25 protein-coding genes are annotated in these 24942 nt (G+C 60.9%); 22 read left to right on the forward strand and 3 right to left on the reverse strand.

Translation table 11 applies throughout. The features are described 5' to 3' along the window. Positions 1 to 166: 166 nt before the first annotated feature. The 4 genes from ABIE16_RS03000 to ABIE16_RS03015 all read left to right on the forward strand — a co-directional run bounded on the left by ABIE16_RS03000 (position 167) and on the right by ABIE16_RS03015 (position 3334). Positions 167 to 826, forward strand: coding sequence for a transglutaminase-like domain-containing protein (locus tag ABIE16_RS03000; protein WP_429520541.1), 660 nt, complete (start codon positions 167 to 169; stop codon positions 824 to 826). Between the two features lie 43 nt (positions 827 to 869). Next, positions 870 to 1493 (forward strand): glutathione S-transferase family protein, encoded by a 624-nt coding sequence (locus ABIE16_RS03005; RefSeq protein WP_090457223.1) that lies wholly within the window; start codon positions 870 to 872, stop codon positions 1491 to 1493. A gap of 132 nt (positions 1494 to 1625) precedes the next feature. Beyond that, a complete protein-coding gene (locus tag ABIE16_RS03010) occupies positions 1626 to 2558 on the forward strand; it encodes an ABC transporter ATP-binding protein (protein ID WP_218494395.1) in 933 nt (310 codons plus the stop codon). Next, the gene (locus ABIE16_RS03015) at positions 2555 to 3334 is read left to right on the forward strand and encodes an ABC transporter permease (protein WP_057713697.1); all 780 of its coding nucleotides are present in this window, start codon (positions 2555 to 2557) and stop codon (positions 3332 to 3334) included. Before ABIE16_RS03010 ends, ABIE16_RS03015 begins: the two co-directional genes overlap by 4 nt. 150 nt (positions 3335 to 3484) lie before the next feature. On the opposite strand, the gene ABIE16_RS03020 is transcribed toward ABIE16_RS03015, so the two are convergent. Further along, positions 3485 to 4000 carry a DUF2062 domain-containing protein gene (locus ABIE16_RS03020; RefSeq protein WP_057713698.1) on the reverse strand — a complete coding sequence of 172 codons (516 nt, stop codon included), beginning with the start codon at positions 3998 to 4000 and terminating at the stop codon, positions 3485 to 3487. A 135-nt stretch (positions 4001 to 4135) separates the two neighbouring features. On the opposite strand from ABIE16_RS03020, the gene ABIE16_RS03025 reads away from it, so the two are divergent. The 12 genes from ABIE16_RS03025 to ABIE16_RS03080 all read left to right on the forward strand — a co-directional run bounded on the left by ABIE16_RS03025 (position 4136) and on the right by ABIE16_RS03080 (position 15596). Further along, positions 4136 to 6370 carry a DNA internalization-related competence protein ComEC/Rec2 gene (locus tag ABIE16_RS03025; protein ID WP_218494396.1) on the forward strand — a complete coding sequence of 745 codons (2235 nt, stop codon included), beginning with the start codon at positions 4136 to 4138 and terminating at the stop codon, positions 6368 to 6370. Positions 6371 to 6468: 98 nt separating this feature from the next. Continuing rightward, the gene (locus tag ABIE16_RS03030; protein WP_057713700.1) at positions 6469 to 7104 is read left to right on the forward strand and encodes a MotA/TolQ/ExbB proton channel family protein; all 636 of its coding nucleotides are present in this window, start codon (positions 6469 to 6471) and stop codon (positions 7102 to 7104) included. Beyond that, positions 7101 to 7529: an ExbD/TolR family protein gene (locus ABIE16_RS03035; RefSeq protein ID WP_057713701.1), complete on the forward strand. Its 429-nt coding sequence runs from the start codon at positions 7101 to 7103 to the stop codon at positions 7527 to 7529. The genes ABIE16_RS03030 and ABIE16_RS03035 overlap by 4 nt, the downstream gene beginning before the upstream one ends. Continuing rightward, complete coding sequence (lpxK, locus tag ABIE16_RS03040) at positions 7529 to 8539, forward strand: tetraacyldisaccharide 4'-kinase (RefSeq protein ID WP_429520542.1); 1011 nt, start codon at positions 7529 to 7531, stop codon at positions 8537 to 8539. The genes ABIE16_RS03035 and lpxK overlap by 1 nt, the downstream gene beginning before the upstream one ends. Before the next feature lie 24 nt (positions 8540 to 8563). After that, the gene (locus ABIE16_RS03045; protein WP_003179363.1) at positions 8564 to 8749 is read left to right on the forward strand and encodes a Trm112 family protein; all 186 of its coding nucleotides are present in this window, start codon (positions 8564 to 8566) and stop codon (positions 8747 to 8749) included. Further along, positions 8746 to 9510 carry a 3-deoxy-manno-octulosonate cytidylyltransferase gene (gene kdsB / locus ABIE16_RS03050; protein ID WP_090457217.1) on the forward strand — a complete coding sequence of 255 codons (765 nt, stop codon included), beginning with the start codon at positions 8746 to 8748 and terminating at the stop codon, positions 9508 to 9510. Before ABIE16_RS03045 ends, kdsB begins: the two co-directional genes overlap by 4 nt. Next, a complete protein-coding gene (locus ABIE16_RS03055; RefSeq protein ID WP_090457215.1) occupies positions 9510 to 9974 on the forward strand; it encodes a low molecular weight protein-tyrosine-phosphatase in 465 nt (154 codons plus the stop codon). Before kdsB ends, ABIE16_RS03055 begins: the two co-directional genes overlap by 1 nt. Next, positions 9971 to 10990 carry a UDP-N-acetylmuramate dehydrogenase gene (murB, locus tag ABIE16_RS03060; RefSeq protein ID WP_090457214.1) on the forward strand — a complete coding sequence of 340 codons (1020 nt, stop codon included), beginning with the start codon at positions 9971 to 9973 and terminating at the stop codon, positions 10988 to 10990. Before ABIE16_RS03055 ends, murB begins: the two co-directional genes overlap by 4 nt. Positions 10991 to 11231: 241 nt before the next feature. Further along, positions 11232 to 11702, forward strand: coding sequence for a (2Fe-2S)-binding protein (locus tag ABIE16_RS03065; RefSeq protein ID WP_015096391.1), 471 nt, complete (start codon positions 11232 to 11234; stop codon positions 11700 to 11702). Further along, on the forward strand, positions 11699 to 14020 hold the full coding sequence (locus ABIE16_RS03070; RefSeq protein ID WP_429520543.1) for a molybdopterin cofactor-binding domain-containing protein: 2322 nt from the start codon (positions 11699 to 11701) through the stop codon (positions 14018 to 14020). Before ABIE16_RS03065 ends, ABIE16_RS03070 begins: the two co-directional genes overlap by 4 nt. Next, entirely contained in the window at positions 14020 to 15003 is a 984-nt protein-coding gene (locus tag ABIE16_RS03075; RefSeq protein WP_429520544.1) for an XdhC family protein, read from the forward strand. The genes ABIE16_RS03070 and ABIE16_RS03075 overlap by 1 nt, the downstream gene beginning before the upstream one ends. Continuing rightward, positions 15000 to 15596, forward strand: a complete 597-nt coding sequence (locus tag ABIE16_RS03080; protein WP_218494403.1) for a nucleotidyltransferase family protein — start codon at positions 15000 to 15002, stop codon at positions 15594 to 15596. Before ABIE16_RS03075 ends, ABIE16_RS03080 begins: the two co-directional genes overlap by 4 nt. 187 nt (positions 15597 to 15783) lie before the next feature. On the opposite strand, the gene rne is transcribed toward ABIE16_RS03080, so the two are convergent. Then, positions 15784 to 19062: a ribonuclease E gene (rne, locus tag ABIE16_RS03085; protein WP_429520545.1), complete on the reverse strand. Its 3279-nt coding sequence runs from the start codon at positions 19060 to 19062 to the stop codon at positions 15784 to 15786. A gap of 702 nt (positions 19063 to 19764) precedes the next feature. Here rne and rluC point away from each other — a divergent pair. The 3 genes from rluC to ABIE16_RS03100 are packed head-to-tail and all read left to right on the forward strand — an operon-like array spanning position 19765 to position 22390. Continuing rightward, the gene (gene rluC / locus ABIE16_RS03090) at positions 19765 to 20727 is read left to right on the forward strand and encodes a 23S rRNA pseudouridine(955/2504/2580) synthase RluC (protein WP_007977058.1); all 963 of its coding nucleotides are present in this window, start codon (positions 19765 to 19767) and stop codon (positions 20725 to 20727) included. Next, positions 20714 to 21376, forward strand: a complete 663-nt coding sequence (locus ABIE16_RS03095; RefSeq protein ID WP_154909309.1) for an HAD-IA family hydrolase — start codon at positions 20714 to 20716, stop codon at positions 21374 to 21376. The genes rluC and ABIE16_RS03095 overlap by 14 nt, the downstream gene beginning before the upstream one ends. Positions 21377 to 21400: 24 nt before the next feature. After that, on the forward strand, positions 21401 to 22390 hold the full coding sequence (locus ABIE16_RS03100) for a S49 family peptidase (protein ID WP_150812203.1): 990 nt from the start codon (positions 21401 to 21403) through the stop codon (positions 22388 to 22390). A 54-nt stretch (positions 22391 to 22444) separates the two neighbouring features. Here the strand turns inward: ABIE16_RS03100 and ABIE16_RS03105 are convergent, their stop codons facing one another. Next, positions 22445 to 23023: a Maf family protein gene (locus ABIE16_RS03105; protein WP_218494405.1), complete on the reverse strand. Its 579-nt coding sequence runs from the start codon at positions 23021 to 23023 to the stop codon at positions 22445 to 22447. A 105-nt stretch (positions 23024 to 23128) separates the two neighbouring features. Between ABIE16_RS03105 and ABIE16_RS03110 the strand changes: the two genes are divergently transcribed. From ABIE16_RS03110 to plsX, 3 genes are read left to right on the forward strand one after another with little or no spacing between them, the layout of a single operon-like run. Beyond that, entirely contained in the window at positions 23129 to 23656 is a 528-nt protein-coding gene (locus tag ABIE16_RS03110; RefSeq protein ID WP_007942001.1) for a YceD family protein, read from the forward strand. Positions 23657 to 23669: 13 nt separating this feature from the next. Next, complete coding sequence (gene rpmF, locus ABIE16_RS03115) at positions 23670 to 23852, forward strand: 50S ribosomal protein L32 (RefSeq protein WP_003179396.1); 183 nt, start codon at positions 23670 to 23672, stop codon at positions 23850 to 23852. Between the two features lie 4 nt (positions 23853 to 23856). After that, positions 23857 to 24867, forward strand: coding sequence for a phosphate acyltransferase PlsX (plsX, locus tag ABIE16_RS03120; protein WP_349735039.1), 1011 nt, complete (start codon positions 23857 to 23859; stop codon positions 24865 to 24867). Positions 24868 to 24942: the final 75 nt, after the last annotated feature.

The raw sequence follows: 24942 nt of genomic DNA on the forward strand, positions 1-24942 counted from the left end.
TTCGAATCGTGGGAAATCCCGGATGATTTTCGTGCGACAAATGGGCCGCACACGTGGGAAATACGTTCATTGAGCGAGCGGCAAAGCGGCCATGTTTGGCCGAAACGTCGTTATCTCTGTGTTGAAGCTCTCGCTAGACTCGGGGCTTCCCCAGGAGATTATTTTCATGCGCGAGTATCTGAGTCCCGGCCGCTTCATCGATAGTGACCATCCGTCCGTGGTGGCGTTCGCCGAAAAGCACCGTGGCGCCAGTCGCGATCCGCTGGAGCAGGCGATCAGTCTTTATTACGCCGTGCGCGAAGCGGTGCGCTACAACCCGTACACGTTCAGTCGCGACCCGCAGACCCTGCGCGGCAGTTATGCGCTGGTGGCCGGGGAGAGTTACTGCGTGCCCAAGGCCACGTTGCTGGCAGGTGCAGCGCGGCATTGCGGGATTCCCGCGCGAATCGGCCTGGCGGATGTGCGCAATCATTTGTCGACGCCACGGCTGCTCGAATTGCTCAAGAGCGACATGTTCGCCATGCACGGCTACACCGAGTTTTACTTGCAGGATCGCTGGGTCAAGGCGACACCCGCGTTCAACCGCAAACTCTGCGACCTGTTCAATGTGGCGCCGCTGGAATTCGACGGGATCAACGACAGCGTTTTTCATCCCTTCAACCGCGATGGCGCGAAGCTGATGGAGTACCTGGTCGATCACGGCCAGTTCGCCGACGTACCTGAAGCGTTCTTTTTCGAACACCTGGAAAAGTGCTATCCGCACCTGTTCGGTGAGCAACAGCAACCACTATTGGGCGACATGCAGAGCGATTTGAGTCGCGCCTGATCCGGCGTATGCTGCCTGCCCACTTACCGAAAAAGAGGCGGTCATGCTGAAGATCTGGGGTCGGAAAAACTCGTCGAATGTCAGAAAACCATTGTGGGCCGCCGAAGAACTGGGACTGGCCTACGAGGCGATCGATGCCGGTGGCGCCTTTGGTGTCGTCGATACACCCGAATACCGCGCCATGAATCCCAATGGTCGCGTGCCTGTCATTGAAGACGACGGTTTTGTGTTGTGGGAGTCCAACGCCATCGTGCGTTACCTGATGGCCTTGCATGCCGACGGCACGGCCTGGTACCCGAATAGTCCCAAGGCCCGGGCCACTGCCGACAAGTGGATGGACTGGACCACCTCAAGCTTTGCCGGCCCGTTCCGTACCGTGTTCTGGGGTGTGCTGCGTACCCCGGCAGACCAGCAGGACTGGCCCGCCATCAAGGCGGCGATCAAGGAGTGCGACACGCTGCTGGCAATGGCCGATCAGGCGTTGGCGAACAAGCCCTACCTGTCCGGAGACGAGATCGGCATGGGCGATATTCCCCTGGGCAGTTTCATTTATGCCTGGTTCGAGATGCCGATCGAACGTGCGCCACAACCGCATCTGCAGGCCTGGTATGGCCGGTTGAAGCAGCGTCCGGCGTATCAAAAGGCGGTCATGACCGCGTTGACTTAATACTCACTATCGACACGCTTGACTGTACTTGTGTGGCGGCGACAAGCACCATTGTGCCACTCCGCTGCGGTTGTTTTGTTCGCCGCCGCCCATACTTATCCTTTTCTTCCCTTCTTGGTGCGTAAATCAGATATGAGTTCCGCTCTGTCCATCCGGCAGCTAACCAAAACCTACGGCAACGGTTTCCAGGCCCTGAGTGGTATCGATCTGGATGTCGCCGAAGGTGACTTTTTCGCCTTGCTCGGCCCGAACGGCGCCGGCAAGTCCACGACCATCGGCATTCTCTCGACCCTGGTGAACAAGACCAGCGGCACGGTGAACATCTTCGGTCACGACCTGGACAGGAATCCTGCGCAGCTCAAGCGCTCCATCGGCGTGGTGCCTCAGGAATTCAACTTCAACCAGTTCGAAAAGACCTTCGACATCGTCGTGACCCAAGCCGGCTACTACGGCATCCCGGCGAAAATCGCCAAGGAACGCGCCGAACAGTACCTGACCCAGCTCGGCCTGTGGGACAAGAAGGACGTGCCATCGCGCTCGCTGTCCGGGGGTATGAAGCGTCGCCTGATGATCGCCCGCGCGCTGGTTCATGAACCGCGTCTGCTGATCCTCGACGAGCCGACCGCCGGGGTGGACATCGAGCTGCGTCGCTCGATGTGGAGCTTCCTCACCGAGCTGAACGAGAAAGGCATCACTATCATCCTCACGACCCACTATCTGGAAGAGGCTGAGCAGCTGTGCCGCAACATCGGCATCATCGACCACGGCACCATCGTCGAGAACACCAGCATGCGGCAGTTGCTCAGCCAGCTGCATGTCGAAACCTTCCTCTTGGACCTCAAGGGCGACCTGCCAGCTGCGCCGCAGTTGCTCGGCTATCCGTCCCGGCTGATCGACAGCCACACCCTGGAAGTCCAGGTGGAAAAGTCCATGGGCATCACCGCGCTGTTCACCCAGTTGGCGCAGCAGAACATCGAAGTGCTGAGCCTGCGTAACAAAACCAATCGCCTCGAGGAGTTGTTCGTGTCCCTGGTGGAGAAAAATCTGTCGAAGGTGGCGGTATGAGTTCCGAGCTGCGCCCCAACCTCGTTGCCCTCAACACCATCGTTTACCGTGAAGTCCGGCGTTTCACCCGGATCTGGCCCCAGACCCTGCTGCCGCCGGCCATCACCATGGTCCTGTACTTCGTGATCTTCGGTAATCTGATCGGTCGGCAGATCGGCGACATGGGTGGCTTCACTTACATGGAGTACATCGTGCCGGGGCTGATCATGATGTCGGTGATCACCAACTCCTACGGCAACGTGGTGTCGAGTTTCTTCGGCAGCAAGTTCCAGCGGTCCATTGAAGAATTGATGGTCTCGCCGTTGTCGCCGCACACCATTCTGATTGGCTATACCCTGGGCGGCGTGCTGCGTGGCCTGATGGTGGGGATCATCGTGACCCTGCTGTCGCTGTTCTTCACCCATTTGCAGGTGCATCACCTGGGCGTGACCATTCTGGTGGTGGTGCTGACCGCGACCATCTTCTCGTTGCTGGGCTTCATCAACGCCGTGTTTGCGCGCAACTTCGATGACATTTCGATCATCCCGACTTTCGTGCTGACGCCACTGACCTACCTGGGCGGGGTCTTCTACTCGATCACCTTGCTGCCACCGTTCTGGCAGACCGTGTCCTTGGCCAACCCGGTGCTGCACATGGTCAACGCGTTCCGCTACGGCATCCTTGGCGTATCGGATATCCGCATCAGCGTGGCCATCGCCTTCATGCTGGTTGCGACCGCGGTGCTGTATTTCGGTAGTGCAAGGTTGCTGGTCAGCGGGCGCGGGATGCGGACTTAAGGAATACCGCGTCGCCTGCATCGCGAGCAAGCTCGCTCCCACAGGGGATCTTGTTCGCCGCGTAGATTGAATGTGGGAGCGAGCCTGCTCGCGATGGCGTCAGCCCGGACAAAAAAAAACGGCCTCCCAAGTGGAGGCCGTTTTGCATTCTCACATCCGGCTCTTCTTGCGCCGCTTCCACTGCCTGGCCACCCACCAGCGCCAATACATCATCACCAGGAAGTAGGCCAGTGCGCCGAGTACCAGCCCCGTTACCACTGAGCCCAACAGAAACGGTTGCCACAAGGTCGAGATTTCACCCGTAATCCATTCCCAGTTCAGTGAGTCCGGCAACTGCCGTGCGGGAACGTCCATCAGCCAGGCGCCGGTCTGGTACGTGCAGAAGAACACGGCGGGCATGGTGATCGGGTTGGTCAGCCAGACCAGGCTCACGGCAATCGGCATGTTGCCGCGCACGATGATGGCGAGGATTGCCGCCAGCAGCATCTGTAGCGGGATCGGCAGGAACGCGGCGAACAGCCCCACCGCCATGGCGCGGGCAACGGAGTGGCGGTTGAGGTGCCACAGGTTCGGGTCATGCAACAGCGTGCCGAGAAAGCGTAAGGACTTGTGTTCCCTGATGCTCATCGGGTCTGGCATGTAGCGTTTGAATAAGCGCCGGGGCATAAGGCTTCTCGGTCGGTCAGGGCGGCAAGTATGTCTGGATTCCATGAACTGCCTATTCAGATTTTGTGACAATTATTGACGGCGCCCATGCGACGAGCGGGCTAAGCCTTGAAGGGGACTTTCAAGGACGGGCTTATGCGCACAGGGATGATGGCGCTGGCGTTGGGTCTTTTGACCTTGCGTTTTTTACCGGCATTACCGCCGGTCTGGTTATGGCTGGCGATGCCGGTGGCGGGTTTGATGTTGCTGCCGTTCAGGACTTATCCGGTGGCGTTTTACTTGTTCGGCTTGAGTTGGGCCTGCGCGAATGCGCAATGGGCGCTGGATGACCGGTTACCGCCGGCGCTGGACGGAGAAACCCGTTGGGTCGAAGGGCGGGTCACTGGCTTGCCCCGGCATGACGACGGTGTCGTGCGTTTCGAGTTGACCGACATCCAGTCCCGACGTACCCGGCTGCCGCAGCAAATGCGTCTGGCCTGGTATGGCGGGCCGCCGGTGAACAGTGGCGAGCGCTGGCGCCTGGCAGTCAAGTTGAAGCGTCCGGTCGGGCTGCTCAATCCGCAGGCCTTCGACTACCAGGCCTGGTTGCTGGCACAACGCATCGGGGCGACCGGGACGATCAAGCAGGGCGAACGCCTTGCGCCAGCCCAGTGGGCCTGGCGCGATGCAATCCGTCAGCGTTTGCTGGCGGTGGATGCCCAAGGGCGAAACGGCGCGTTGACGGCGTTGGTGCTCGGGGACGGCGCCGGGTTGAGTCGCGAAGACTGGCAGGTATTGCAGGACACCGGCACGGTTCATCTGTTGGTGATTTCCGGGCAGCACATCGGATTGCTGGCGGGCGTCGTGTATCTGCTGATCGCCGGCCTGGCCCGCTTTGGGTTATGGCCGAACCGTCTGCCATGGCTGCCCTGGGCGTGTGGCCTGGCATTCGCCGCTGCGCTCGGTTACGGGATGCTGGCCGGTTTCGAGGTACCGGTGCGACGGGCCTGCTTGATGATTGGTCTGGTATTGTTGTGGCGTCTGCGGTTCCGTCATCTCGGTGCGTGGTGGCCACTGTTGTTGGCACTCAACGGCATTTTGCTGCTGGCGCCGCTGGCGAGTCTCCAGCCTGGTTTCTGGCTGTCTTTCGCGGCCGTGGCAGTCTTGATATTGACCTTCGGCGGACGTTTGGGGCCGTGGCGTTGGTGGCAGACCTGGACCCGTGCCCAGTGGCTGATTGCAATCGGGCTGTGCCCGTTGTTATTGGCACTGGGGTTGCCCATCAGTCTGAGCGGGCCGCTGGCCAATTTGTTTGCGGTGCCCTGGATCAGTCTGGTGGTATTGCCACCGGCGTTGCTCGGGACGCTGTTGCTGCCGGTGCCTTATGTGGGTGAGAAATTGCTGTGGCTGGCGGGCGGTCTGATCGACGGTTGGTTCAGCGGATTGGGGGTCGTCTCCGGTCAGGTTCCTGCGTGGGTGCCCGCGGCAGTCCCGCTATGGGCCTGGGCAATCGGTGCTATTGGCGCCTTTTTGCTCTTGCTGCCGCGAGGCTTGCCGATGCGCCCGTTAGGGTGGCCCATGCTGTTGATGCTGGTTTTTTCGCCCAGGCCGATGTTGCAGGAGGGCATGGCGGAAGTCTGGCAACTGGATGTCGGTCAAGGCCTGGCGATCCTGGTGCGCACCCGGCATCACACGTTGCTGTATGACGCCGGACCGCGTTTCGGAGAACTCGACCAGGGGGAACGGGTGGTGCTGCCGGCATTGCGCAAACTGGGGGTGAAGGGCATAGACCTGATGCTGATCAGCCACGCCCACGCCGATCATGCCGGCGGTGCCCCGGCGATTGCCAGGGGGTTGCCGGTGAAACAGGTGGTCAGTGGTGAACCGTCAGACTTGCCTGCGCAACTGCAGGCCGGGAGATGTGAGAGCGGTCGGCGATGGACCTGGGATGAAGTCGATTTCCAGCTTTGGCACTGGCCATTGGCCGGCGATAGCAACCAGAACTCTTGTGTCTTGCTGATCGAGGCCAATGGCGAACGGCTGCTGTTGAGTGGTGACATCGATGCCGCCGCCGAGAGAGCCCTGCTGGACAGTCCGTTGGCCCGGCCCACCGATTGGCTGCAGGCGCCACACCACGGCAGTCGCAGCTCGTCGTCCAATGCCCTCCTGGATGTCCTGCAACCCAAAGGTGCGCTGATCTCCCGCGGGCAGGGCAATTCGTTTGGCCATCCGCATCCCACGGTCATCGCGCGTTATCAAAAACGTGGAATGGCGATCTACGACAGCGTCGAACAGGGTGCCATTCGTCTGCAACTGGGACGCTTCGAGCCGCCGTGGTCATTGCGCCAGGAACGGCGTTTCTGGCGCGATCCGCCGCCCTTGAACCCATAACCGAGCGTTATCAAAGCCCGACCGGATGCGACATCACGGTCTTCGGTGCGTCCACCCCCTATGTTAGAGTGGCGCACTTTTTCGAGGGGGCTGTCACTGTGTGGGAATTGGTCAAATCCGGCGGCTGGATGATGCTGCCGATCATTTTGAGTTCCATCGCGGCCATGGCGATCGTTGCCGAGCGTCTGTGGACCCTGCGGGCCAGCCGCGTGACCCCGGAGCACTTGCTCGGGCAGGTATGGGTCTGGATCAAGGACAAACAGCTCAATAAGGAAAAGCTCAAGGAACTGCGCGCCAATTCGCCTTTGGGCGAGATCCTGGCGGCCGGCCTGGCCAACTCCAAGCATGGTCGCGAGATCATGAAGGAGTGCATCGAAGAGGCCGCTCAACGGGTCATCCATGAGCTCGAACGCTACGTCAACGCCCTGGGCACCATTGCTGCCATGGCCCCGTTGCTGGGCTTGCTCGGTACCGTGCTGGGCATGATCGATATTTTCAGCGCGTTCACAGGCTCAGGCATGACCACCAACGCCTCGGTACTGGCCGGTGGTATTTCCAAGGCCCTGATCACCACGGCTGCCGGTTTGATGGTTGGTATCCCGGCGGTATTCTTCCATCGATTCCTGCAACGCCGGATCGATGAACTGGTGGTAGGGATGGAGCAGGAAGCGATCAAACTGGTCGAGGTAGTGCAGGGCGACCGCGATGTGGACCTGGCCGGGAGCAAAGCGTGAAATTCCGCCGCAAACCACGGGAAACGGTGGACATCAACCTCGCGTCGCTGATCGACGTGGTGTTCATCCTGCTGCTGTTTTTTGTTGTGACCACCACCTTCACCCGTGAAACCCAGCTGCGCGTCGATCTGCCGGAAGCGGTCAGCGGCGCGCCGGCCGACGATCAGAACAAGCCTCTGGACATCGCCATCAGTGCCGACGGCGTGTTCTCGGTGAATAACCAGATCCTGCCGAAAAGCGACCTGGCTTCGCTGATGGACGCGCTGCAAAAGGAAGCCAATGGCGACACCAACCGGCCACTGTCGATCAGCGCTGATGGCAAGACACAGCATCAGTCCGTCATCACCGCCATGGATGCGGCCGGCAAGCTCGGTTTCAGCCATTTGCGCATGACCACTGTCGAAGCGGCGCCCCCCGCGTCCTGATGGCCATGTCCGATCGATTGCTCGCCGCGTGGTACGCAGGTCATCCGGCCCTGAAACTGTTGCAGCCGCTGGAATGGCTGTACCGGCGCGTGGTCATGAACAAGCGCAAGCGCTTTCTGGCCGGAGAGGGCGAGATCTATCAGCCACCGGTGCCGCTGATCGTGGTCGGCAACATCACTGTGGGTGGCACCGGCAAGACACCGCTGATTCTGTGGATGATCGAGCACTGCCAGCGCAGCGGCCTGCGGGTCGGCGTGGTCAGCCGCGGCTACGGCGCCAAACCGCCGCAACTGCCATGGCGAGTCGAGGCCGAGCAAAGCGCCGACGTCGCCGGTGACGAGCCGTTGCTGATCGTCCAGCGCACGGGCGTCCCGCTGATGATCGACCCCAATCGCAGCAACGCCGTCAAAACCTTGTTGGCCAGTGAGCCGCTGGACCTGATCCTGTCCGACGACGGCATGCAGCACTACCGCATTGCCCGTGACCTCGAACTGGTGCTGATCGACGCTGCCCGTGGCCTGGGCAATCGCCGTTGCCTGCCTGCCGGGCCATTGCGTGAGCCGGTCGAGCGCCTGCAAAGCGTCGACGCGGTCCTCTACAACGGTGCCGTGGCCGACCGCGATGATGGATTTGCCTTCCAGTTGCAACCCACCGCGCTGGTCAACCTGCGCAGCGGCGAACGTCGTCCCCTCGACCACTTTGGCGCAGGCCAGGCCGTGCACGCGGTGGCCGGCATCGGCAATCCACAACGTTTCTTCAAGACCCTCGAAACGCTACACTGGCAGCCGGTTCCACATGCGTTTGCCGACCACGCCGAATACAGCGTGGAGGCGTTGAATTTCACGCCGTCATTGCCGTTGGTGATGACGGAAAAGGACGCGGTGAAATGCCGTGCCTTTGCCGCCGCCGACTGGTGGTACCTGGCGGTCGATGCTGTGCCGTCGCCGGCCTTCGTGGCCTGGTTCGACACGCAGTTGATGCGCCTGCTGCCGGCTCGTTTGTTGCCTTAACTCCGTTTTTTCCAGGGAATGCTCATGGACACCAAATTGCTCGATATCCTCGCTTGCCCGGTCTGTAAAGGCCCGCTCAAGCTCAGCGCCGACAAGACCGAGCTGATCAGCAAGGGCGCAGGCCTGGCCTACCCGATTCGCGACGGCATCCCGGTGATGCTCGAATCCGAAGCGCGCACCCTGACCACCGACGAGCGCCTGGATAAATGACCACAGCCTTTACTGTCGTCATTCCATCGCGTTACGCCTCCACACGCCTGCCCGGCAAACCGCTGCTGCTGATCGCCGGTAAGCCGATGATCCAGCACGTCTGGGAACAGGCGAGCAAAAGCAGCGCCGAGCGGGTGGTGGTGGCCACCGACGACGCGCGCATCGTCGAGGCCTGCAATGGCTTTGGCGCCGAAGTGGTGCTGACCCGTGAAGATCACAACTCCGGCACCGATCGCCTGGCTGAAGTTGCGATGAAGCTGGGCCTGGCGCCCGACGCTATCGTGGTCAACGTCCAGGGCGACGAGCCGCTGATCCCGCCGAACGTGATCGATCAGGTGGCCGCCAACCTGGCAGCCCACGCCGAAGCGCGCATGGCCACCCTGGCCGAGCCGATTGAAGACGTGGACACCCTGTTCAATCCCAACGTGGTCAAGGTCGTCAGCGACCTCAATGGCCTGGCGCTGACGTTCAGCCGCTCTACCTTGCCCTGGGCGCGGGATGCCTTCGCCGTGAACCGTGAGCAGTTGCCCGAAGGTGTGCCGTACCGCCGCCATATCGGCATTTATGCCTATCGCGCCGGATTCCTGCAGGATTTCGTCAGTTGGGGTCCATGCTGGCTGGAAAACACCGAGTGTCTGGAGCAGCTGCGTGCGCTGTGGCACGGCGTACGAATTCACGTCGCCGATGCACTGATCGCGCCGCCACCCGGAGTCGACACCGTTGAAGACCTTGAGCGCGTTCGTCGCCTGCTGGAGGCGTGATGCGGGTTCTGTTTGTCTGCCTGGGCAACATCTGTCGCTCGCCCACGGCCGAAGGCGTGCTGCGGCATAAGCTGCGCGAGGCCGGCTTGGCCGATCAGGTTGAAGTGGCCTCCGCCGGCACCGGTGACTGGCATGTCGGCAAGGCGCCGGACAAGCGCAGTCAGGCCGCGGCGAAGCTGCGCGGCTATGACTTGTCCGCCCAGCGCGCCCGACAAGTCAGTCGTGCCGATTTCGCCACCTACGACCTGATCCTGGCGATGGACAACAGCAACCTGCGCAACCTCAAGGCCTTGCAGCCGGCCAAGGGCAAGGCCGAATTGGACCTGTTCCTGCGTCGCTACCAGTCGCCAGTCGATGAAGTGCCGGACCCGTACTACGACGGCGAACAAGGCTTCGAGCAGGTGCTGGACCTGATCGAGCACGCCAGTGATTTGCTGGTGATCGAATTGAAGGGACGGTTATGAGTTTGCAGGTTCAATCACAGGTTTCGCTCAAGCCGTTCAACAGCTTTGGCGTGGATGTCCAGGCCCGGCTGTTTGCCCAGGCCCATAGCGACGCCGATGTGCGCGAAGCTCTGGCCTACGGGCTGGAGCACAAGGTTCCGGTGCTGGTGATCGGCGGCGGCAGCAACCTGTTGCTGACGGCGGATATCGAATCACTGGTACTGCGCATGGCCACGCGCGGGATTCGCGTGCTGAGCGATGAGGGCGGCAAAGTGGTGATCGAGGCCGAGGCAGGCGAGCCCTGGCATCCATTTGTGCAACACACACTGTCCCTGGGGCTGTCCGGCCTGGAAAATCTCAGCCTGATTCCCGGCACTGTCGGTGCGGCACCGATGCAGAACATCGGCGCTTATGGCGTCGAGATCAAGGACGTGTTCGCCGGCCTGACCGCCCTCGATCGCCAGACCGGCGAACTGCGCGACTTTACCCTGCAAGAGTGCAACTTCGCCTACCGCGACAGCCTGTTCAAGCAGGAGCCGGGGCGTTGGTTGATCCTGCGTGTGCGTTTCGCCCTCGACCGCGCCGCGCATCTGCACCTGGAGTACGGCCCGGTGCGCCAGCGCCTGACCGAACAAGGCATCGAGCATCCGACCGCCAGCGATGTCAGCCAGGCCATTTGCAGCATCCGCAACGAAAAACTCCCGGACCCGGCCGTACTCGGCAATGCCGGCAGCTTTTTCAAGAACCCTTTGGTGTCGTCGGCGCTGGCTGCACGGCTCAAGGGTGAATACCCGGACCTGGTGGCCTATGCGCAACCCGACGGGCAGATGAAACTGGCCGCCGGTTGGCTGATCGAGCGGGCAGGGTGGAAAGGTTTCCGTGAAGCTGATGCTGGCGTGCATAAATTGCAGGCGCTGGTGCTGGTCAACTATGGAGGCGCGACGGGCCTGCAACTGTTGAACCTGGCGCAGCGCATCCAGAAAGACATTCTCGAGCGTTTCCATGTCGATCTGGAAATGGAGCCGAACCGGTATTGAGCTAAGCTTTCAGGACGGATCAAAAAGCCCTGCACAATGTTTATTGTGCAGGGCTTTTTTGTTAATGCTCGGTTAACTTAGTCAGCTAACGATGCACACTCTTGCTCCACCAAAGGCCCGGTGCAGACCGTTTGAGTCAGCATAAGAGAGCCCATTAGCCTGAGTCGATCTGCGTGCGACCCACCGAGATCCAGCGGCAGATTGCTCGACCCCATAACTCAAGACCTATGCGGGCGTGCCCATGATTACCCTGAAACTCAATGGTCAAGACCATCAACTCGACGTCACCGAGGACATGCCGCTGCTCTGGGCGATCCGCGACGTGGCCGGTTACAACGGCACCAAATTCGGCTGCGGCATGGGCCTGTGCGGCGCCTGTACCATTCATATCGAAGGGGCTCCGGCACGCAGTTGCATTACGCCCATCGGTTCAGTCGTCGGGCAGAATGTCAGCACCATCGACAACCTGCACGCCGATCCGATCGGCAAAGTCGTGCAGCAAGCCTGGCTCGACACGGCAGTGGCTCAATGCGGCTTCTGCCAGGGCGGGCAAATCATGTCGGCGACGGCACTGCTCAAGACCCATCCGAACCCGAGCGACGAGCAGATCGAAGAAGCCATGGTCGGCAACATCTGCCGCTGCGGCACCTATAACCGTATCAAGACCGCGATCCGTCAGGCTTCCACTCACCTGAAGGAGGCCAAGGCATGAGCCGGTTACCGAATGATTTCACCCTGAGCAACCTCAGTCGCCGTGGTTTTCTCAAGGGCGTGGGGGCGACCGGTGCGCTGGTGGTCGCCGCGAGTTGGGGCTGGCAAGACGCGTTTGCCGAAGAGAAAGAGAAGAAGTTCGGCGCCGACGGCATGCCCCACGGCTGGGTCGACGATCCGAAAGTCTATGTGAGCATCGCCGCCGATGGCACGGTGACCGTTATCTGCAACCGCTCGGAGATGGGCCAGGGCGTGCGCACCAGCTTGACCATGGTGGTGGCCGATGAACTGGAAGCCGACTGGGCGATGGTCAAGGTACAGCAGGCCCCCGGCGATGAAGCGCGCTTCGGCAACCAGGACACCGACGGCTCGCGCAGCATGCGTCACTGGTACGAGCCGATGCGTCGTTGCGGCGCCGCCGCACGGGCCATGCTGGAACAAGCCGCGGCTGACCAGTGGAAAGTGTCAGTCGGCGAGTGCCAGGCGCAACTTCATAAAGTCATTCATAAACCGTCGGGCCGCGAACTGGGCTATGGCTCGCTGGCCGCCGCCGCTGGCGCTTTGGCCGTGCCTGCGCGAGAAAGCCTGAGACTCAAGCAACCTTCGGAATTTCGATATATCGGTAAGGAAGGCACCAAGGCCATCGACGGTGAGGACATCGTCAATGGTCGTGCGGTGTACGGCGCCGACGTGCATTTCGACGGCATGCTGTACGCGACCATCGCGCGGCCCACGGTGTATGGCGGCAAGGTCAAAAGCTTCGATGGCAGCGCGGCGATGAAAGTCCCAGGCGTGGTCAAAGTGGTACAGATCGAAAGCCGCCCGTTGCCTTCGGAGTTCCAACCCCTGGGCGGCATCGCCGTGGTAGCGAGCAATACCTGGGCGGCGATCAAGGGCCGCGAGGCACTGAAAATCGAATGGGACGACGGCCCCAACGCCAGCTACGACTCGATTGCCTATCGCAAAGAACTCGAAGCCGCCTCGCTCAAGCCCGGCAAGGTGGTGCGCAATACCGGCAACCTCGATGAGGCCATGGTCAGCGCCGATAGCACGCTGGAAGCCTCCTACTACTTGCCGCATTTGTCACAGTCGCCGATGGAACCGATGGTCGCCATTGCGCGGTTCAAGGACGGTGCGTGCCAAGCCTGGGGGCCAAGCCAGGCGCCGCAGGTCACCCGGGAACGGATCGGTGAGCGCCTGGGCCTGCCGTTCGACAAGGTCACGTTCAACGTGACTCTGCTCGGGGGCGGGTTCGGGCGCAAGTCCAAGCCTGACTTCATCATCGAGGCCGCCATCCTCGCCAAGGAATTCCCCGGTAAAGCGGTGCGGGTGCAATGGACCCGCGAAGACGACATCCACTGTTCCTATTTTCACACCGTGTCGGCCGAATACCTCAAGGCCAGCCTGAACAAGGATGGCCTGCCAACCGGCTGGTTGCACCGTACGGTGGCGCCGAGCATCACCGCGTTGTTTGCGCCGGGCATGAACCATGAGGCGGCGTTCGAACTGGGCATGGGGTTCACCAACATGGCGTATGCGATCCCCAACATTCGCCTGGAAAACCCCGAGGCAACGGTGCATACCCGGGTAGGTTGGTATCGCTCGGTGTCGAACATTCCCCATGGTTTCGCGATCCAGAGTTTTATCGATGAACTGGCGCACAAGGCCGGGCAGGATCCGCTGAAGTACCAGATCAGATTGCTCGGCCCGGACCGTCAGATCGATCCGCGTACCTTGAGTGAAGAGTGGAACTACGGCGAATCCCCCGAGCGTTATCCGATCGACACCGCGCGCCTGCGCACGGTACTGGAGACCGCCGCCAAAGCCGCCGGTTGGGGGCGTGAGTTGCCCAAGGGACGCGGCCTGGGCCTGGCAGTGCATTACAGCTTCGTGACCTATGTGGCGGCGGTGATCGAGGTGGAGGTCAAGGACGACGGTACGCTGGTGGTGCACAAGGCTGACATCGCCGTCGATTGCGGGCCGCAGATCAACCCCGAGCGGATTCGCGCGCAATTCGAAGGCGCCTGTGTCATGGGCCTGGGTAATGCGGTGCTGGGGGAAATCAGCTTCAAGGACGGCAAGGTCCAGCAGGATAACTTCCATATGTATGAAGTGGCGCGCATGTCCCTGGCGCCGAAAGAAGTGGCGGTGCATCTGGTGACGCCGCCGGGCAATGTCCCGTTGGGTGGTGTGGGTGAACCGGGCGTGCCACCGATTGCGCCGGCACTGTGCAACGCGATCTTCGCCGCCACCGGCAAACGCATCCGCAATCTGCCTGTTCGTTATCAGTTGTCGGGTTGGCAGAAGGCCGGCGCCTGATGGACAGCGCCGATCTGAACGTCCTGCGCAGCGTGTTGCAATGGCATCGCGCCGGTCAGCGGGTGGTGTTGTACAGCGTGGTCGAAACCTGGGGCACTGCGCCCCGGGCACCCGGCGCCATGCTGGCCTTGCGCGAAGACGGCATGGTGATTGGTTCGGTCTCGGGCGGGTGTGTCGAAGATGACTTGATTGCCCGGCTGCACGACGGACGCCTCGCACTTGACGGGCCGCCGGTGCAATTGATCACCTACGGCGTGACCCGCGAGGAAGCCGCACGTTTCGGCTTGCCCTGCGGTGGCACCTTGCGCTTGACCGAGGAGCGTATCGACGATGGGGATTGGGTCGAGCAATTGCTCGCCCGTTGCGAGGCCCATGAAATCGTTGCGCGTGAACTGAACCTGACCACCGGCGCAGTACTTTTGCAGCCAGCCAGTAAAACTGACGTGTTGACGTTCGATGGACAGACCTTGCGGGTGATCCATGGCCCGCGCTGGCGCTTGCTGCTGATCGGCGCGGGGCAGCTGTCGCGCTATGTGGCGGAAATGGCCCGGCTGCTGGATTTCGAGGTGCTGATTTGCGACCCGCGTAGCGAGTTCGTCTACGGCTGGGAGCAGCAGCACGGACGATTTGTTTCGGGCATGCCGGATGAGGCGGTATTGAGTATCCAGACCGATGAACGCACGGCTATCGTGGCCTTGACCCATGATCCGCGTCTGGATGACATGGCGCTGCTCACGGCCCTGGATTCCAGGGCTTTTTACGTCGGAGCGCTGGGATCGCGGGTCAACAGCCAGAAGCGCCGGGAAAACCTGGCTCAACTGGGGTTGTTGCAATCGGCGATTGACCGCTTGCATGGTCCGATCGGTTTGCACATCGGCAGTCATAATCCAGCGGAAATTGCCTTGTCGCTCATGGCGGAAATCGTGGCGGTCAAAAACGGCATCGAACTGAAGCAGAAGAAAGTCCTGCGGGAGAGCGTATGAGCAAATCCATCGGCGTTATCGTGTTGGCAGCGGGGCAGGGCAGCCGGTTTCGTCAGGTGGCGGGTGCCGAAAAGGATAAATTGGTGGCCGATTGCATCGGGCGTGACGGCGTGGTGCGGTCCGTCATCGAGCACACATTGGTCAACCTGCCGGCGACGCTGGACAAGCGCGTACTGGTGACCACTGCTGACCGCCCGCAAGTGATTCGCATGGCTCAGGCCTATGGCTGCGAGATTGTGCTGATCGAATCGACGGGAATGGGCGACAGCATTGCCGCGGGAGTCGCTGCCTGCAAGCAACTCGATGGCTGGCTGATGGTGCTGGGGGATATGCCGTTCATCCTGCCATCGAGTATCGAGCAAGTGGTGGCGGGGATTGGCGATGACAGTATCAGCGTGCCCGTGCAGGACGGCGGGTACGGGCATCCGGTCGGTTTCGGACGGGACTTCGCGGCGGGGTTGATGGCGTTATCGGGTGATCGCGGCGCCAAGCCGCTGTTCGCCCAAGGCCGGGTGGTTGAAGTGAGCGTGGATGATCCTGGTGTGGTGTGGGATGTGGATGTGCCTGAAGCACTAACCTTCAGGCCAGCATAGATCCTTGTGGGAGCGAGCTTGCTCGCGATAGCGGTGGATCAGCTAGCACCAATGTTGAATGTCATTCCGCCATCGCGAGCAATCGAGCGTCGACCGGCTGCTCCCACAGGGGAATGGTGTGATTTCACAGATGTAAAAAAAGCCCCGCCTGGGATCACCAGGCGGGGCTTTTTAGTGGCCGATGGAATCAGACGAGAGGTTTAGGCTCGTGCTCTTTTTCCTGGGCCTGCTCGTGTTGCTCTACCGCTTCCTGAACGGAGCGCGGTGCTTCGTGGATCACCGACTCAACCGGCTCGGCAGCCACTTCGGCAGCCGGGGCAGGAGCTGCCTCAACCACTTCAGCAGCAACCGGTGCAGGCTCGGCGGCGACAACCGCTTCAGCTGGAGCCGCAGCGGCAGCCAGTTCAGCTTCCTTCTGCAGACGCTCGGCTTCACGCTTGCGACGACGCACTTCACGCGGGTCGTTAGGCGCACGGCCACTTGGCGTCAGGGCGCTGGCAGGAGCGGCTTCGACCACTGGTGCAGGTGCTTGGGCAACGACCGGTGCTTCAACGGCTGGCGCTTCAACCACCGGCGCCGGGGCCGGTTCTGCTGCGGCAACCACCGGCTCGGAAACCATGGCTTCTGCCACTTGGGTTTCAGCGGCTGGTGCAGCGGTTTCAGCGACGGCTGGCTCGGCAACCCAGTTGAATGCGGTTTGCTCTTCGCGAACTTCACGCACGGTGTCAGCCACGGTTTCAACAACAGCTTCCGCAGCCTGGGCAGGTGCTTCTACCACTGGCGCTGGCTCGGCAGCCGCTTCAACAGCAGGCTGAGCTTCTGGCGCTGGCGCCACTTCGATTTCCGGCGAGGCGGTGACTTCGACCGGTGTGGTTGCTTCAACGACTGGCGCTTCAACCGGAGCTGCTTCCAGGGCCGCGGCAGTGGCGCGTTCGGCTTGCACATTGGCTTCAGCTTCTGCTGGAGCGCTGATCACGCTGCTGGCAACAGCTGCGGTGACAGCCAGGCCGGCGGCCAGATCGGCAGTGCTTGGCGCTTCAGCGTTTTCGCCGGACTCGGACTCTTCCGAACCTTCGATCACGTTGCCGTTGGCGTCACGCTGACGCTCGCGACGGTTGCTGCGACGACGCTGACCACGGGAGCGGCGGCGTGGACGGTCGCCTTCGGCGCTTTCCTGACCGTCTTCCGACAGTTGCTCTTCGTTGGTGGTCAGTTCTTCTTCAGTTGCGGCTGCGGCAGCTTGTTCGGCACGTGGCTGACGTTCTTCACGCGGTGGACGTGGCGCGCGTTCTTCACGTGGCTGACGAGCTGGGCGTTCTTCAGCGGTAGCAGCCGTAGCGGTAGCAGCCGTAGCGGTAGCAGCGGCGGTCGGAGCAGCCGGAGTGGCATCCAGAGGCTCGCGCAGTTCACGAACGCGTTCTTCACGCTCGCCACGTGGCTTGCGATCTTCACGCGGAGCGCGCGGTGCACGTTCTTCACGAGGCGCGCGTGGTGCGCGTTCTTCGCGGGCTACCGCTGGCGTTTCTTCGCGGGTTTCGCGAGGTTCACGCACTTCCCGTGGCTGACGCTCTTCACGCGGCTCACGTGGTGCGCGTTCTTCACGCGGTGCACGCTCTTCGCGAGGCTTGCGCTCTTCATCGCGGCGACCGTTACGGTTGCGGCTCTGCTGGCGACCGTTGCGACGCTCTTCGTTGCGGGCCGGACGCTCGGCGGCAGGTTTTTCAACCACAACCGGTGCGGCAGGCTCTTCCTTGGTGGCGAACAGGCTCACCAGCGACTTCACCAGGCCTTTGAACAGGCTTGGCTCCGGTACGGCGGCCGGGGCAGGGGCTGGAGCGGCCACCTCTGTTGGCACAGGAGCGTTGGCACGGGCTGGGGCCGTTTTGACCGCAGCTTCCTGGCGAACCAGGGTGCGGGTCGCAGCGGCTGGCTGGACTTCTTCGACTTCGGCAGCGGCAGCGGCGATTTCGTAGCTGGACTGGTTGGTCGCGGCTTCCGGGCTGTCGTCACGCAGGCGCTGTACTTCAAAGTGCGGCGTTTCGAGGTGATCGTTCGGCAGGATGACGATGCGGGCACGGGTGCGCAGTTCGATCTTGGTGATCGAGTTGCGTTTTTCGTTGAGCAGGAACGCCGCCACCGGGATCGGCACTTGTGCACGAACTTCGGCGGTACGGTCTTTCAGGGCTTCTTCTTCGATCAGGCGCAGGATCGCCAGGGACAGCGATTCAACGTCACGGATGATGCCGGTGCCGTTGCAACGCGGGCAGACGATGCCGCTGCTTTCACCCAGGGATGGACGCAGGCGCTGACGGGACATTTCCAGCAGGCCGAAGCGCGAAATGCGACCGACTTGCACGCGAGCGCGGTCGGCTTCCAGGCATTCGCGGACTTTTTCTTCCACTGCGCGCTGGTTCTTGGCAGGGGTCATGTCGATGAAGTCGATGACGATCAGGCCGCCGATGTCGCGCAGGCGCAACTGACGGGCGATTTCCTCGGCCGCTTCAAGGTTGGTTTGCAGCGCGGTTTCTTCGATGTCGCTGCCTTTGGTGGCGCGCGCCGAGTTGATGTCGATGGACACCAGGGCTTCGGTCGGATCGATCACGATGGAACCGCCGGAAGGCAGTTCGACAACGCGCTGGAAAGCGGTTTCGATCTGGCTTTCGATCTGGAAACGGTTGAACAGCGGAACGCTGTCTTCGTACAGCTTGATCTTGCTGGCGTACTGCGGCATTACCTGGCGGATGAAGGTCAGGGCTTCGTCCTGGGCTTCAACGCTGTCGATCAGCACTTCGCCGATGTCCTGGCGCAGGTAATCGCGGATCGCGCGGATGATCACGTTACTTTCCTGGTAGATCAGGAATGGCGCGGCGCGGTCCAGCGAAGCTTCCTTGATGGCGGTCCACAGTTGCAGCAGGTAGTCGAGGTCCCACTGCATTTCTTCGCTGCTGCGGCCAAGGCCTGCAGTGCGCACGATCAGGCCCATGTCGGCCGGGGCAACCAGACCGTTCAGGGCTTCACGCAGTTCGTTGCGCTCTTCGCCTTCGATGCGACGGGAGATACCGCCGGCACGCGGGTTGTTCGGCATCAGCACCAGGTAACGACCGGCCAGGCTGATGAAGGTGGTCAGGGCGGCGCCCTTGTTGCCACGTTCTTCTTTTTCGACCTGAACGATGACTTCCTGGCCTTCGCTCAGGACGTCCTTGATGTTGACGCGACCTTCCGGGGCTTTCTTGAAGTATTCGCGGGAGATTTCTTTGAGGGGCAGGAAGCCGTGGCGCTCAGAGCCGAAATCGACAAAGGCAGCCTCGAGGCTTGGTTCGATGCGAGTAATCCGGCCTTTATAGATGTTGGCCTTCTTCTGCTCGCGTGCACCGGATTCGATGTCCAGGTCGTAGAGGCGCTGGCCATCTACCAGTGCAACACGCAACTCTTCGGGTTGAGTTGCGTTAATCAGCATTCTTTTCATGTAGTACCGTCGGTTTCCGGGCTGCCGGAAACGGCGTTCGGCACACACGACTTCTCACGGTCGGTGTCAGGTGCGTCGGGAGTGGTTGGCCATTTCCCGTGTCCAGCGAAGTCCGGCCAATGTGGGCCTTCATCGCGACGTACGCGTCCTGCTTGCTGTGGCTACTTAAGCACTCAGTCAGGAGGAGGAATCAACCAGCGGCTGTGGACGAGATGAAGCGTCTTGAGAAAGCCTGTTGCTACACAGTCCGGCGGTTGTGCATCTCCACCCTACACGTATCCCTGATAATTCGGGTGCTGCCGCGCGCAGAATCCGCAGCGGGTTGGCATTTACCGTGAGCTCCGAAAGGGGAGGTCACGCATCATGGCTAATTTAGGCGTTGTTTCCGATGCCTTCGCTCGGGGTCATTCGCAGCTGACTGCACTTTGTGAACTGGCCGTGAATATGGCTCGCAAAACGAGTGGAAAACTCTGCTTTGTGGCGTGATTCAGGCCTCATGTCACCTGCGCTCGTTACACCTGCAAACTCCACCGTTACGTAGCGAAAGCCCCGTAGGACGGCCTCGCGTCCTGGTGAATTGCGTTGGTCAGGGCCGGTTTTTGACCGTTGGTCCGCTGTCCAGGCCGCTTTTGGCGGCGTTCGCGACTATAGCAGCAATGATTAAGTGCTTCAATTCCATAAAAAATTGTTATCATCCGCGCCATGACGACGACTACCCCCCCGACTCCAGGCGTACAACTGCTTGAGGTCTCGCCGGAATATGCCGGCCAACGCATTGATAATTTCCTTCTCGCCCGACTCAAAGGCGTGCCCAAGACCTTGATTTATCGCATTTTGCGCAAGGGCGAAGTGCGCGTGAACAAAGGTCGGATCAAGCCCGAGTACAAGCTGCAGGCGGGCGATATCGTGCGCGTGCCGCCGGTTCGCGTGCCTGAGCGCGACGAACCGGTGCCGCTGGCACAAGGCCTGTTGCAGCGGCTAGAGGCCTCGATTGTCTTCGAAGACAAGGCGCTGATCGTGATCAACAAGCCCGCGGGCATTGCTGTTCATGGTGGTAGCGGCCTGACTTTCGGGGTAATCGAAGCCTTTCGTCAGTTGCGCCCCGATTGCAAAGAGCTCGAACTGGTTCACCGTCTCGACCGTGATACGTCCGGCCTGTTGATGATCGCCAAGAAGCGCAGCATGTTGCGCCACTTGCACACCGCATTGCGCGGTGATGGCGTCGACAAGCGCTACATGGCGCTGGTCCGCGGTAACTGGGCGAGCTCGATCAAGCAAGTCCGTGCGTCGCTGGGCAAGAGCAATCTGCGCTCCGGCGAGCGCATGGTCGAGGTCGACGAGGAGGAGGGGAAGGAGTCCGTGACCGTGTTCAAGGTCCTGCGCCGCTTCGGCGACTTTGCCACCCTGATCGAAGCCAAGCCGATTACCGGCCGGACTCACCAGATCCGCGTCCATACCTTGCACGCCGGGCATTGCATCGCTGGCGACACCAAGTATGGCGACGAAGGTTTCAGCAAGGAAATCCGCGATCTGGGCGGCAAACGCCTGTTCCTGCACGCCTACATGCTGACGGTGCCGCTCCCCGATGGTGGTGAGCTGAAGCTGCAAGCGCCGGTCGACGAGATGTGGGCCAAAACCGTGGAGCGATTGAGTGCGCCCATCTGACTACAAGCTGCTGATCTTTGATTGGGACGGCACTCTGGCCGATTCCATTGGTCGGATTGTCGAGGCGATGCACGTTGCCTCGCAGCGTTCCGGTTTTGAGCTGCGCGATGATCTGGCCGTCAAGGGCATCATTGGCCTGGGCTTGCCGGAAGCGATCCGCACCCTGTACCCCGAAATCGGCGACGCCGAGCTGATCGCGTTCCGCGAGCACTATGCTGAGCATTACATCGCGTCGGAGGCTGTGCCTTCGCCGCTGTTCGAGGGTGTGGTCGAGTCGCTCGAGGCATTTCGTGCCGAGGGCTATCATCTGGCTGTGGCGACCGGCAAGGCCCGTCGCGGGCTGGATCGGGTGTTGAAGTCCCATGGCTGGGAGAATTACTTCGATATCACTCGCGCCGCCGATGAAACCGCCAGCAAGCCCCATCCGCTGATGCTCGAACAGATTCTCGCCCATTGCGAGGTTCGCCCGGAACAGGCGTTGATGGTGGGTGATTCGTCCTTTGATTTGCAGATGGCGCGCAACGCCGGCATGGGTTCGGTGGCCGTCAGTTATGGCGCTCAATCGATCGATGCCTTGAGGTTGTATGAGCCGCGACTGGCCATCGACCGTTTTTCAGAATTGCATGCCTGGCTGAATCAGCGGGCTTAACCGGTTGTTTTTGGGGTGGATGGCATGACCGACGAATGGAAGGCGCCCGCCAAGGCGAGCGCAGAGAGCGGTGACGACAAAAGCTGGAAACTGCTGGAAAAGACCCTGCTGGCCGGCATACAGGAGCAGCGCCGGTCCCGTCGCTGGGGGATATTCTTCAAGTTTCTGATTTTTGTGTATCTGTTCGGCGCCATTGCCCTGTTTTCGCCTCTGATGGATATGGAAAAGGCCGGCACCCTTAGTGCCAATTACACGGCGTTGATCGATGTGAGAGGCATGATTGCCGACAAGGAGTCGGCCAGTGCAGACAATATCGTTGGCAGCTTGCGTGCTGCTTTCGAGGACAAGAAGGTCAAGGGCGTCATCCTGCGCATCAACAGCCCGGGCGGCAGTCCGGTGCAGTCGGGTTATGTCTATGACGAGATCAAGCGTCTGCGCGGTCTGCACCCGGACATCAAGCTCTATGCGGTCATTTCCGATCTGGGGGCTTCCGGCGCTTACTACATCGCCAGTGCGGCGGATCAGATCTACGCCGACAAGGCGAGCCTGGTCGGCTCCATCGGTGTGACGGCAGCCGGTTATGGCTTTGTTGGCACCATGGAGAAGCTGGGTGTCGAACGTCGTACCTACACGTCTGGCGAGCACAAGTCGTTCCTCGATCCGTTCCAGCCACAGAAGCCGGAAGAAACCGCCTTCTGGCAGGGCGTGCTCGATACGACCCACAAGCAGTTCATCAATAGCGTCAAGCAGGGTCGTGGCGACCGCTTGAAAGACAAGGAGCATCCGGAGTTGTTCTCTGGCCTGGTCTGGTCCGGCGAGCAGGCACTGCCATTGGGATTGATCGATGGGCTGGGTAATGCCAGTTCGGTTGCGCGGGATGTGATCGGTGAGAAAGAACTGGTGGACTTCACCGTTCAGGAATCGCCATTCGATCGCTTTTCGAAAAAGCTCGGCGCCAGCGTGGCTGAGCATTTGGCGATGTGGATGGGTTTTAACGGTCCGTCGCTGCGCTGATTCTGATGTGACATGAAAAACCGGCCTGCGTGGCCGGTTTTTTAGTATCGGGATTCAGGGAACCTGTACGCCTTCAGTCAGCAGCATGTCGATCAGGCGAATCAGCGGCAGGCCGATCAGGCTGGTGGCGTCAGGTCCCTCGGTGCTGCGAAACAGGCTGACCCCCAGGCCTTCGGCCTTGAAGCTGCCTGCGCAGTCGTAGGGTTGTTCGGCGCGCAGGTAGCGTTCGATGCGAGGTGCGTCGAGTGTGCGCATGTGTACGGTGAACGGCACGCAATCGACCTGGCAGTGCCCGGTCTGGCTGTTGAGCAGGGCCAGGCCGGTGAGGAACGTCACGCTGGCACCGCTGGCGGCCAGCAGTTGTTCCCGGGCTTTTTCGAATGTGTGGGGTTTGCCGATAATCCGCTCTCCCAGTACGGCGACCTGGTCGGAGCCGATTATCAGATGAGCGGTATGGCTGTCGGCCAGGGCGCGCGCTTTCTCTTCGGCGAGGCGCTTGACCAGCTCGATGGCGGACTCAGCCGGCCGATGGCTTTCGTCGATATCCGGCGAGCTGCAAGTGAAAGGCAGCTGCAGGCGGGTCAGCAATTCCCGGCGATAGGCCGAGCTGGAAGCGAGTATTAAAGGCAGCATGCACAACTCCATAAGGCGTGTGCGAATTCTAGCGAGGCTTCCAAGTGACGGACAGGGCTGAATTTCCTTTGACATGGGCGGGTGCATCCCTATAATGCTGCGCCTATGTTGAATGACCCGATTCCACCTCACGTTGACCCGCGCAAATTGGCTGATCGTGGCACCACCCTTCAAGGTGAAATGCTGCTGGCCGATTTGGAGAGACTCTGCGACCCGCTTTCCGACAATGTCGGTACGGTGCAGGCTAAATTCGTTTTTGAACGAGATGAACGTAAATCTGTGGTCATCCACAGCTTTATCGACACTGAAGTCAAAATGGTTTGCCAGCGTTGTCTTGAGCTGGTCACCCTGCCGATCCATAGCGAATGCAGTTACGCTGTGGTGAAGGAGGGTGCGAATACCCAGTCGTTGCCGAAAGGTTATGACGTGCTGGAACTGGGCGAAGATCCTTTGGATCTGCAGTCACTGATCGAGGAGGAGCTTCTGCTCGCCTTGCCCATTGTGCCTGCTCATCATCCGGAAGAATGCCAGCAGCCGGCGGGAGCAGATGAGCCCGAACCGAGCGAGGACGAGGTAACGCGGTCCAACCCGTTCAGTGTATTGGCGCAGTTAAAGCGTGACCCAAACGTTTAGGAGTTAATCAATTATGGCTGTTCAGCAGAACAAAAAATCCCGCTCTGCCCGTGACATGCGCCGTTCGCACGACGCTCTCGAGGCTAGCACCCTGTCTGTAGAAAAAACCACCGGTGAAGTTCACCTGCGTCACCACGTATCGCCAGAAGGCGTATACCGTGGTCGTAAAGTGATCGACAAGGGCGCTGACGAGTAATCACTTGTCCGCTCAAGTCATCGCGATTGACGCAATGGGCGGGGACTTCGGTCCCCGCAGCATTGTCCAGGCCAGCCTTGCTTGTCTGTCTGCTACACCCTCGCTGCACCTGACCCTCGTCGGTCAACCCTCCCTTCTTGAAGAGCTGATCGCTGGCCATCCGGCTGTGGATCGCGCGCGCCTGTCGATTATGCCAGCGTCCGAAGTCATCACCATGGACGAAAAACCTGCCCAGGCTTTGCGCGGCAAGCCCGACTCGTCGATGCGCGTGGCGCTTGAGTTGTTGCGTGACGGCAAGGTCCAGGCTTGTGTCAGTGCCGGTAATACCGGTGCGCTGATGGCGTTGTCGCGGTTCGTGCTCAAGACCTTGCCCGGCATTGACCGTCCGGCCATGGTGGCGGCGATTCCGACACAAAAGGGTTATTGCCAGTTGCTCGACCTGGGCGCCAACGTCGACTGCAGTGCCGAGCATCTGTTGCAGTTTGCGGTCATGGGCTCGGTGGCGGCCGAGACCCTGGGCATAGCGCGTCCTCGGGTGGCGTTGCTGAACATCGGCACCGAAGACATCAAGGGCAATCAACAGGTCAAGCTGGCGGCGACTTTGTTGCAAGGCGCCCGTGGCATCAATTACATCGGCTTTATCGAGGGCGACGGTTTGTACCGTGGCGAAGCGGATGTGGTGGTGTGTGACGGTTTTGTCGGCAACATCCTGCTCAAATCCAGCGAAGGTCTGGCGACCATGATTGCCGGGCGCATCGAAGCGTTGTTCAGGAAGAACGTAGCCTCTCGCGCGGTCGGTGCGCTTGCACTACCGTTGATGAAGCGCCTGCAGGCCGATCTGGCACCTGCCCGGCACAACGGTGCGAGCTTTCTCGGCTTGCAGGGCATTGTGGTGAAAAGCCACGGTTCTGCCGGGGTCCAGGGGTTTCAGAGTGCCATTCAGCGCGCCTTGATCGAGATTCAGGAGAATCTTCCCGAGCGCCTGCACGGTCGTCTGGAGGATTTGTTGCTTTAGGCGTTTTCGTCGGACAATGCTTAAATGTGACCGCTTGGTTCGATGGGCCATCCAACTGTCAGTTTCTTGCGTCCC

It is taken from the genome of Pseudomonas sp. 2725, assembly GCF_050434585.1.
GTDB classification, from domain to species: domain Bacteria; phylum Pseudomonadota; class Gammaproteobacteria; order Pseudomonadales; family Pseudomonadaceae; genus Aquipseudomonas; species Aquipseudomonas jessenii.

Bases quoted from the DNA above. Each gene is read 5' to 3' on its own strand.
- ABIE16_RS03000 (WP_429520541.1), top strand. From the start codon at position 167: ATGCGCGAGTATCTGAGTCCCGGCCGCTTCATCGATAGTGACCATCCG.
- ABIE16_RS03005 (WP_090457223.1), top strand. From the start codon at position 870: ATGCTGAAGATCTGGGGTCGGAAAAACTCGTCGAATGTCAGAAAACCA.
- ABIE16_RS03010 (WP_218494395.1), top strand. From the start codon at position 1,626: ATGAGTTCCGCTCTGTCCATCCGGCAGCTAACCAAAACCTACGGCAAC.
- ABIE16_RS03015 (WP_057713697.1), top strand. From the start codon at position 2,555: ATGAGTTCCGAGCTGCGCCCCAACCTCGTTGCCCTCAACACCATCGTT.
- ABIE16_RS03020 (WP_057713698.1), bottom strand. From the start codon at position 4,000: ATGCCCCGGCGCTTATTCAAACGCTACATGCCAGACCCGATGAGCATC.
- ABIE16_RS03025 (WP_218494396.1), top strand. From the start codon at position 4,136: ATGCGCACAGGGATGATGGCGCTGGCGTTGGGTCTTTTGACCTTGCGT.
- lpxK (WP_429520542.1), top strand. From the start codon at position 7,529: ATGGCCATGTCCGATCGATTGCTCGCCGCGTGGTACGCAGGTCATCCG.
- ABIE16_RS03045 (WP_003179363.1), top strand. From the start codon at position 8,564: ATGGACACCAAATTGCTCGATATCCTCGCTTGCCCGGTCTGTAAAGGC.
- kdsB (WP_090457217.1), top strand. From the start codon at position 8,746: ATGACCACAGCCTTTACTGTCGTCATTCCATCGCGTTACGCCTCCACA.
- ABIE16_RS03055 (WP_090457215.1), top strand. From the start codon at position 9,510: ATGCGGGTTCTGTTTGTCTGCCTGGGCAACATCTGTCGCTCGCCCACG.
- murB (WP_090457214.1), top strand. From the start codon at position 9,971: ATGAGTTTGCAGGTTCAATCACAGGTTTCGCTCAAGCCGTTCAACAGC.
- ABIE16_RS03065 (WP_015096391.1), top strand. From the start codon at position 11,232: ATGATTACCCTGAAACTCAATGGTCAAGACCATCAACTCGACGTCACC.
- ABIE16_RS03070 (WP_429520543.1), top strand. From the start codon at position 11,699: ATGAGCCGGTTACCGAATGATTTCACCCTGAGCAACCTCAGTCGCCGT.
- ABIE16_RS03075 (WP_429520544.1), top strand. From the start codon at position 14,020: ATGGACAGCGCCGATCTGAACGTCCTGCGCAGCGTGTTGCAATGGCAT.
- ABIE16_RS03080 (WP_218494403.1), top strand. From the start codon at position 15,000: ATGAGCAAATCCATCGGCGTTATCGTGTTGGCAGCGGGGCAGGGCAGC.
- rne (WP_429520545.1), bottom strand. From the start codon at position 19,062: ATGAAAAGAATGCTGATTAACGCAACTCAACCCGAAGAGTTGCGTGTT.
- rluC (WP_007977058.1), top strand. From the start codon at position 19,765: ATGACGACGACTACCCCCCCGACTCCAGGCGTACAACTGCTTGAGGTC.
- ABIE16_RS03100 (WP_150812203.1), top strand. From the start codon at position 21,401: ATGACCGACGAATGGAAGGCGCCCGCCAAGGCGAGCGCAGAGAGCGGT.
- ABIE16_RS03105 (WP_218494405.1), bottom strand. From the start codon at position 23,023: ATGCTGCCTTTAATACTCGCTTCCAGCTCGGCCTATCGCCGGGAATTG.
- ABIE16_RS03110 (WP_007942001.1), top strand. From the start codon at position 23,129: ATGTTGAATGACCCGATTCCACCTCACGTTGACCCGCGCAAATTGGCT.
- rpmF (WP_003179396.1), top strand. From the start codon at position 23,670: ATGGCTGTTCAGCAGAACAAAAAATCCCGCTCTGCCCGTGACATGCGC.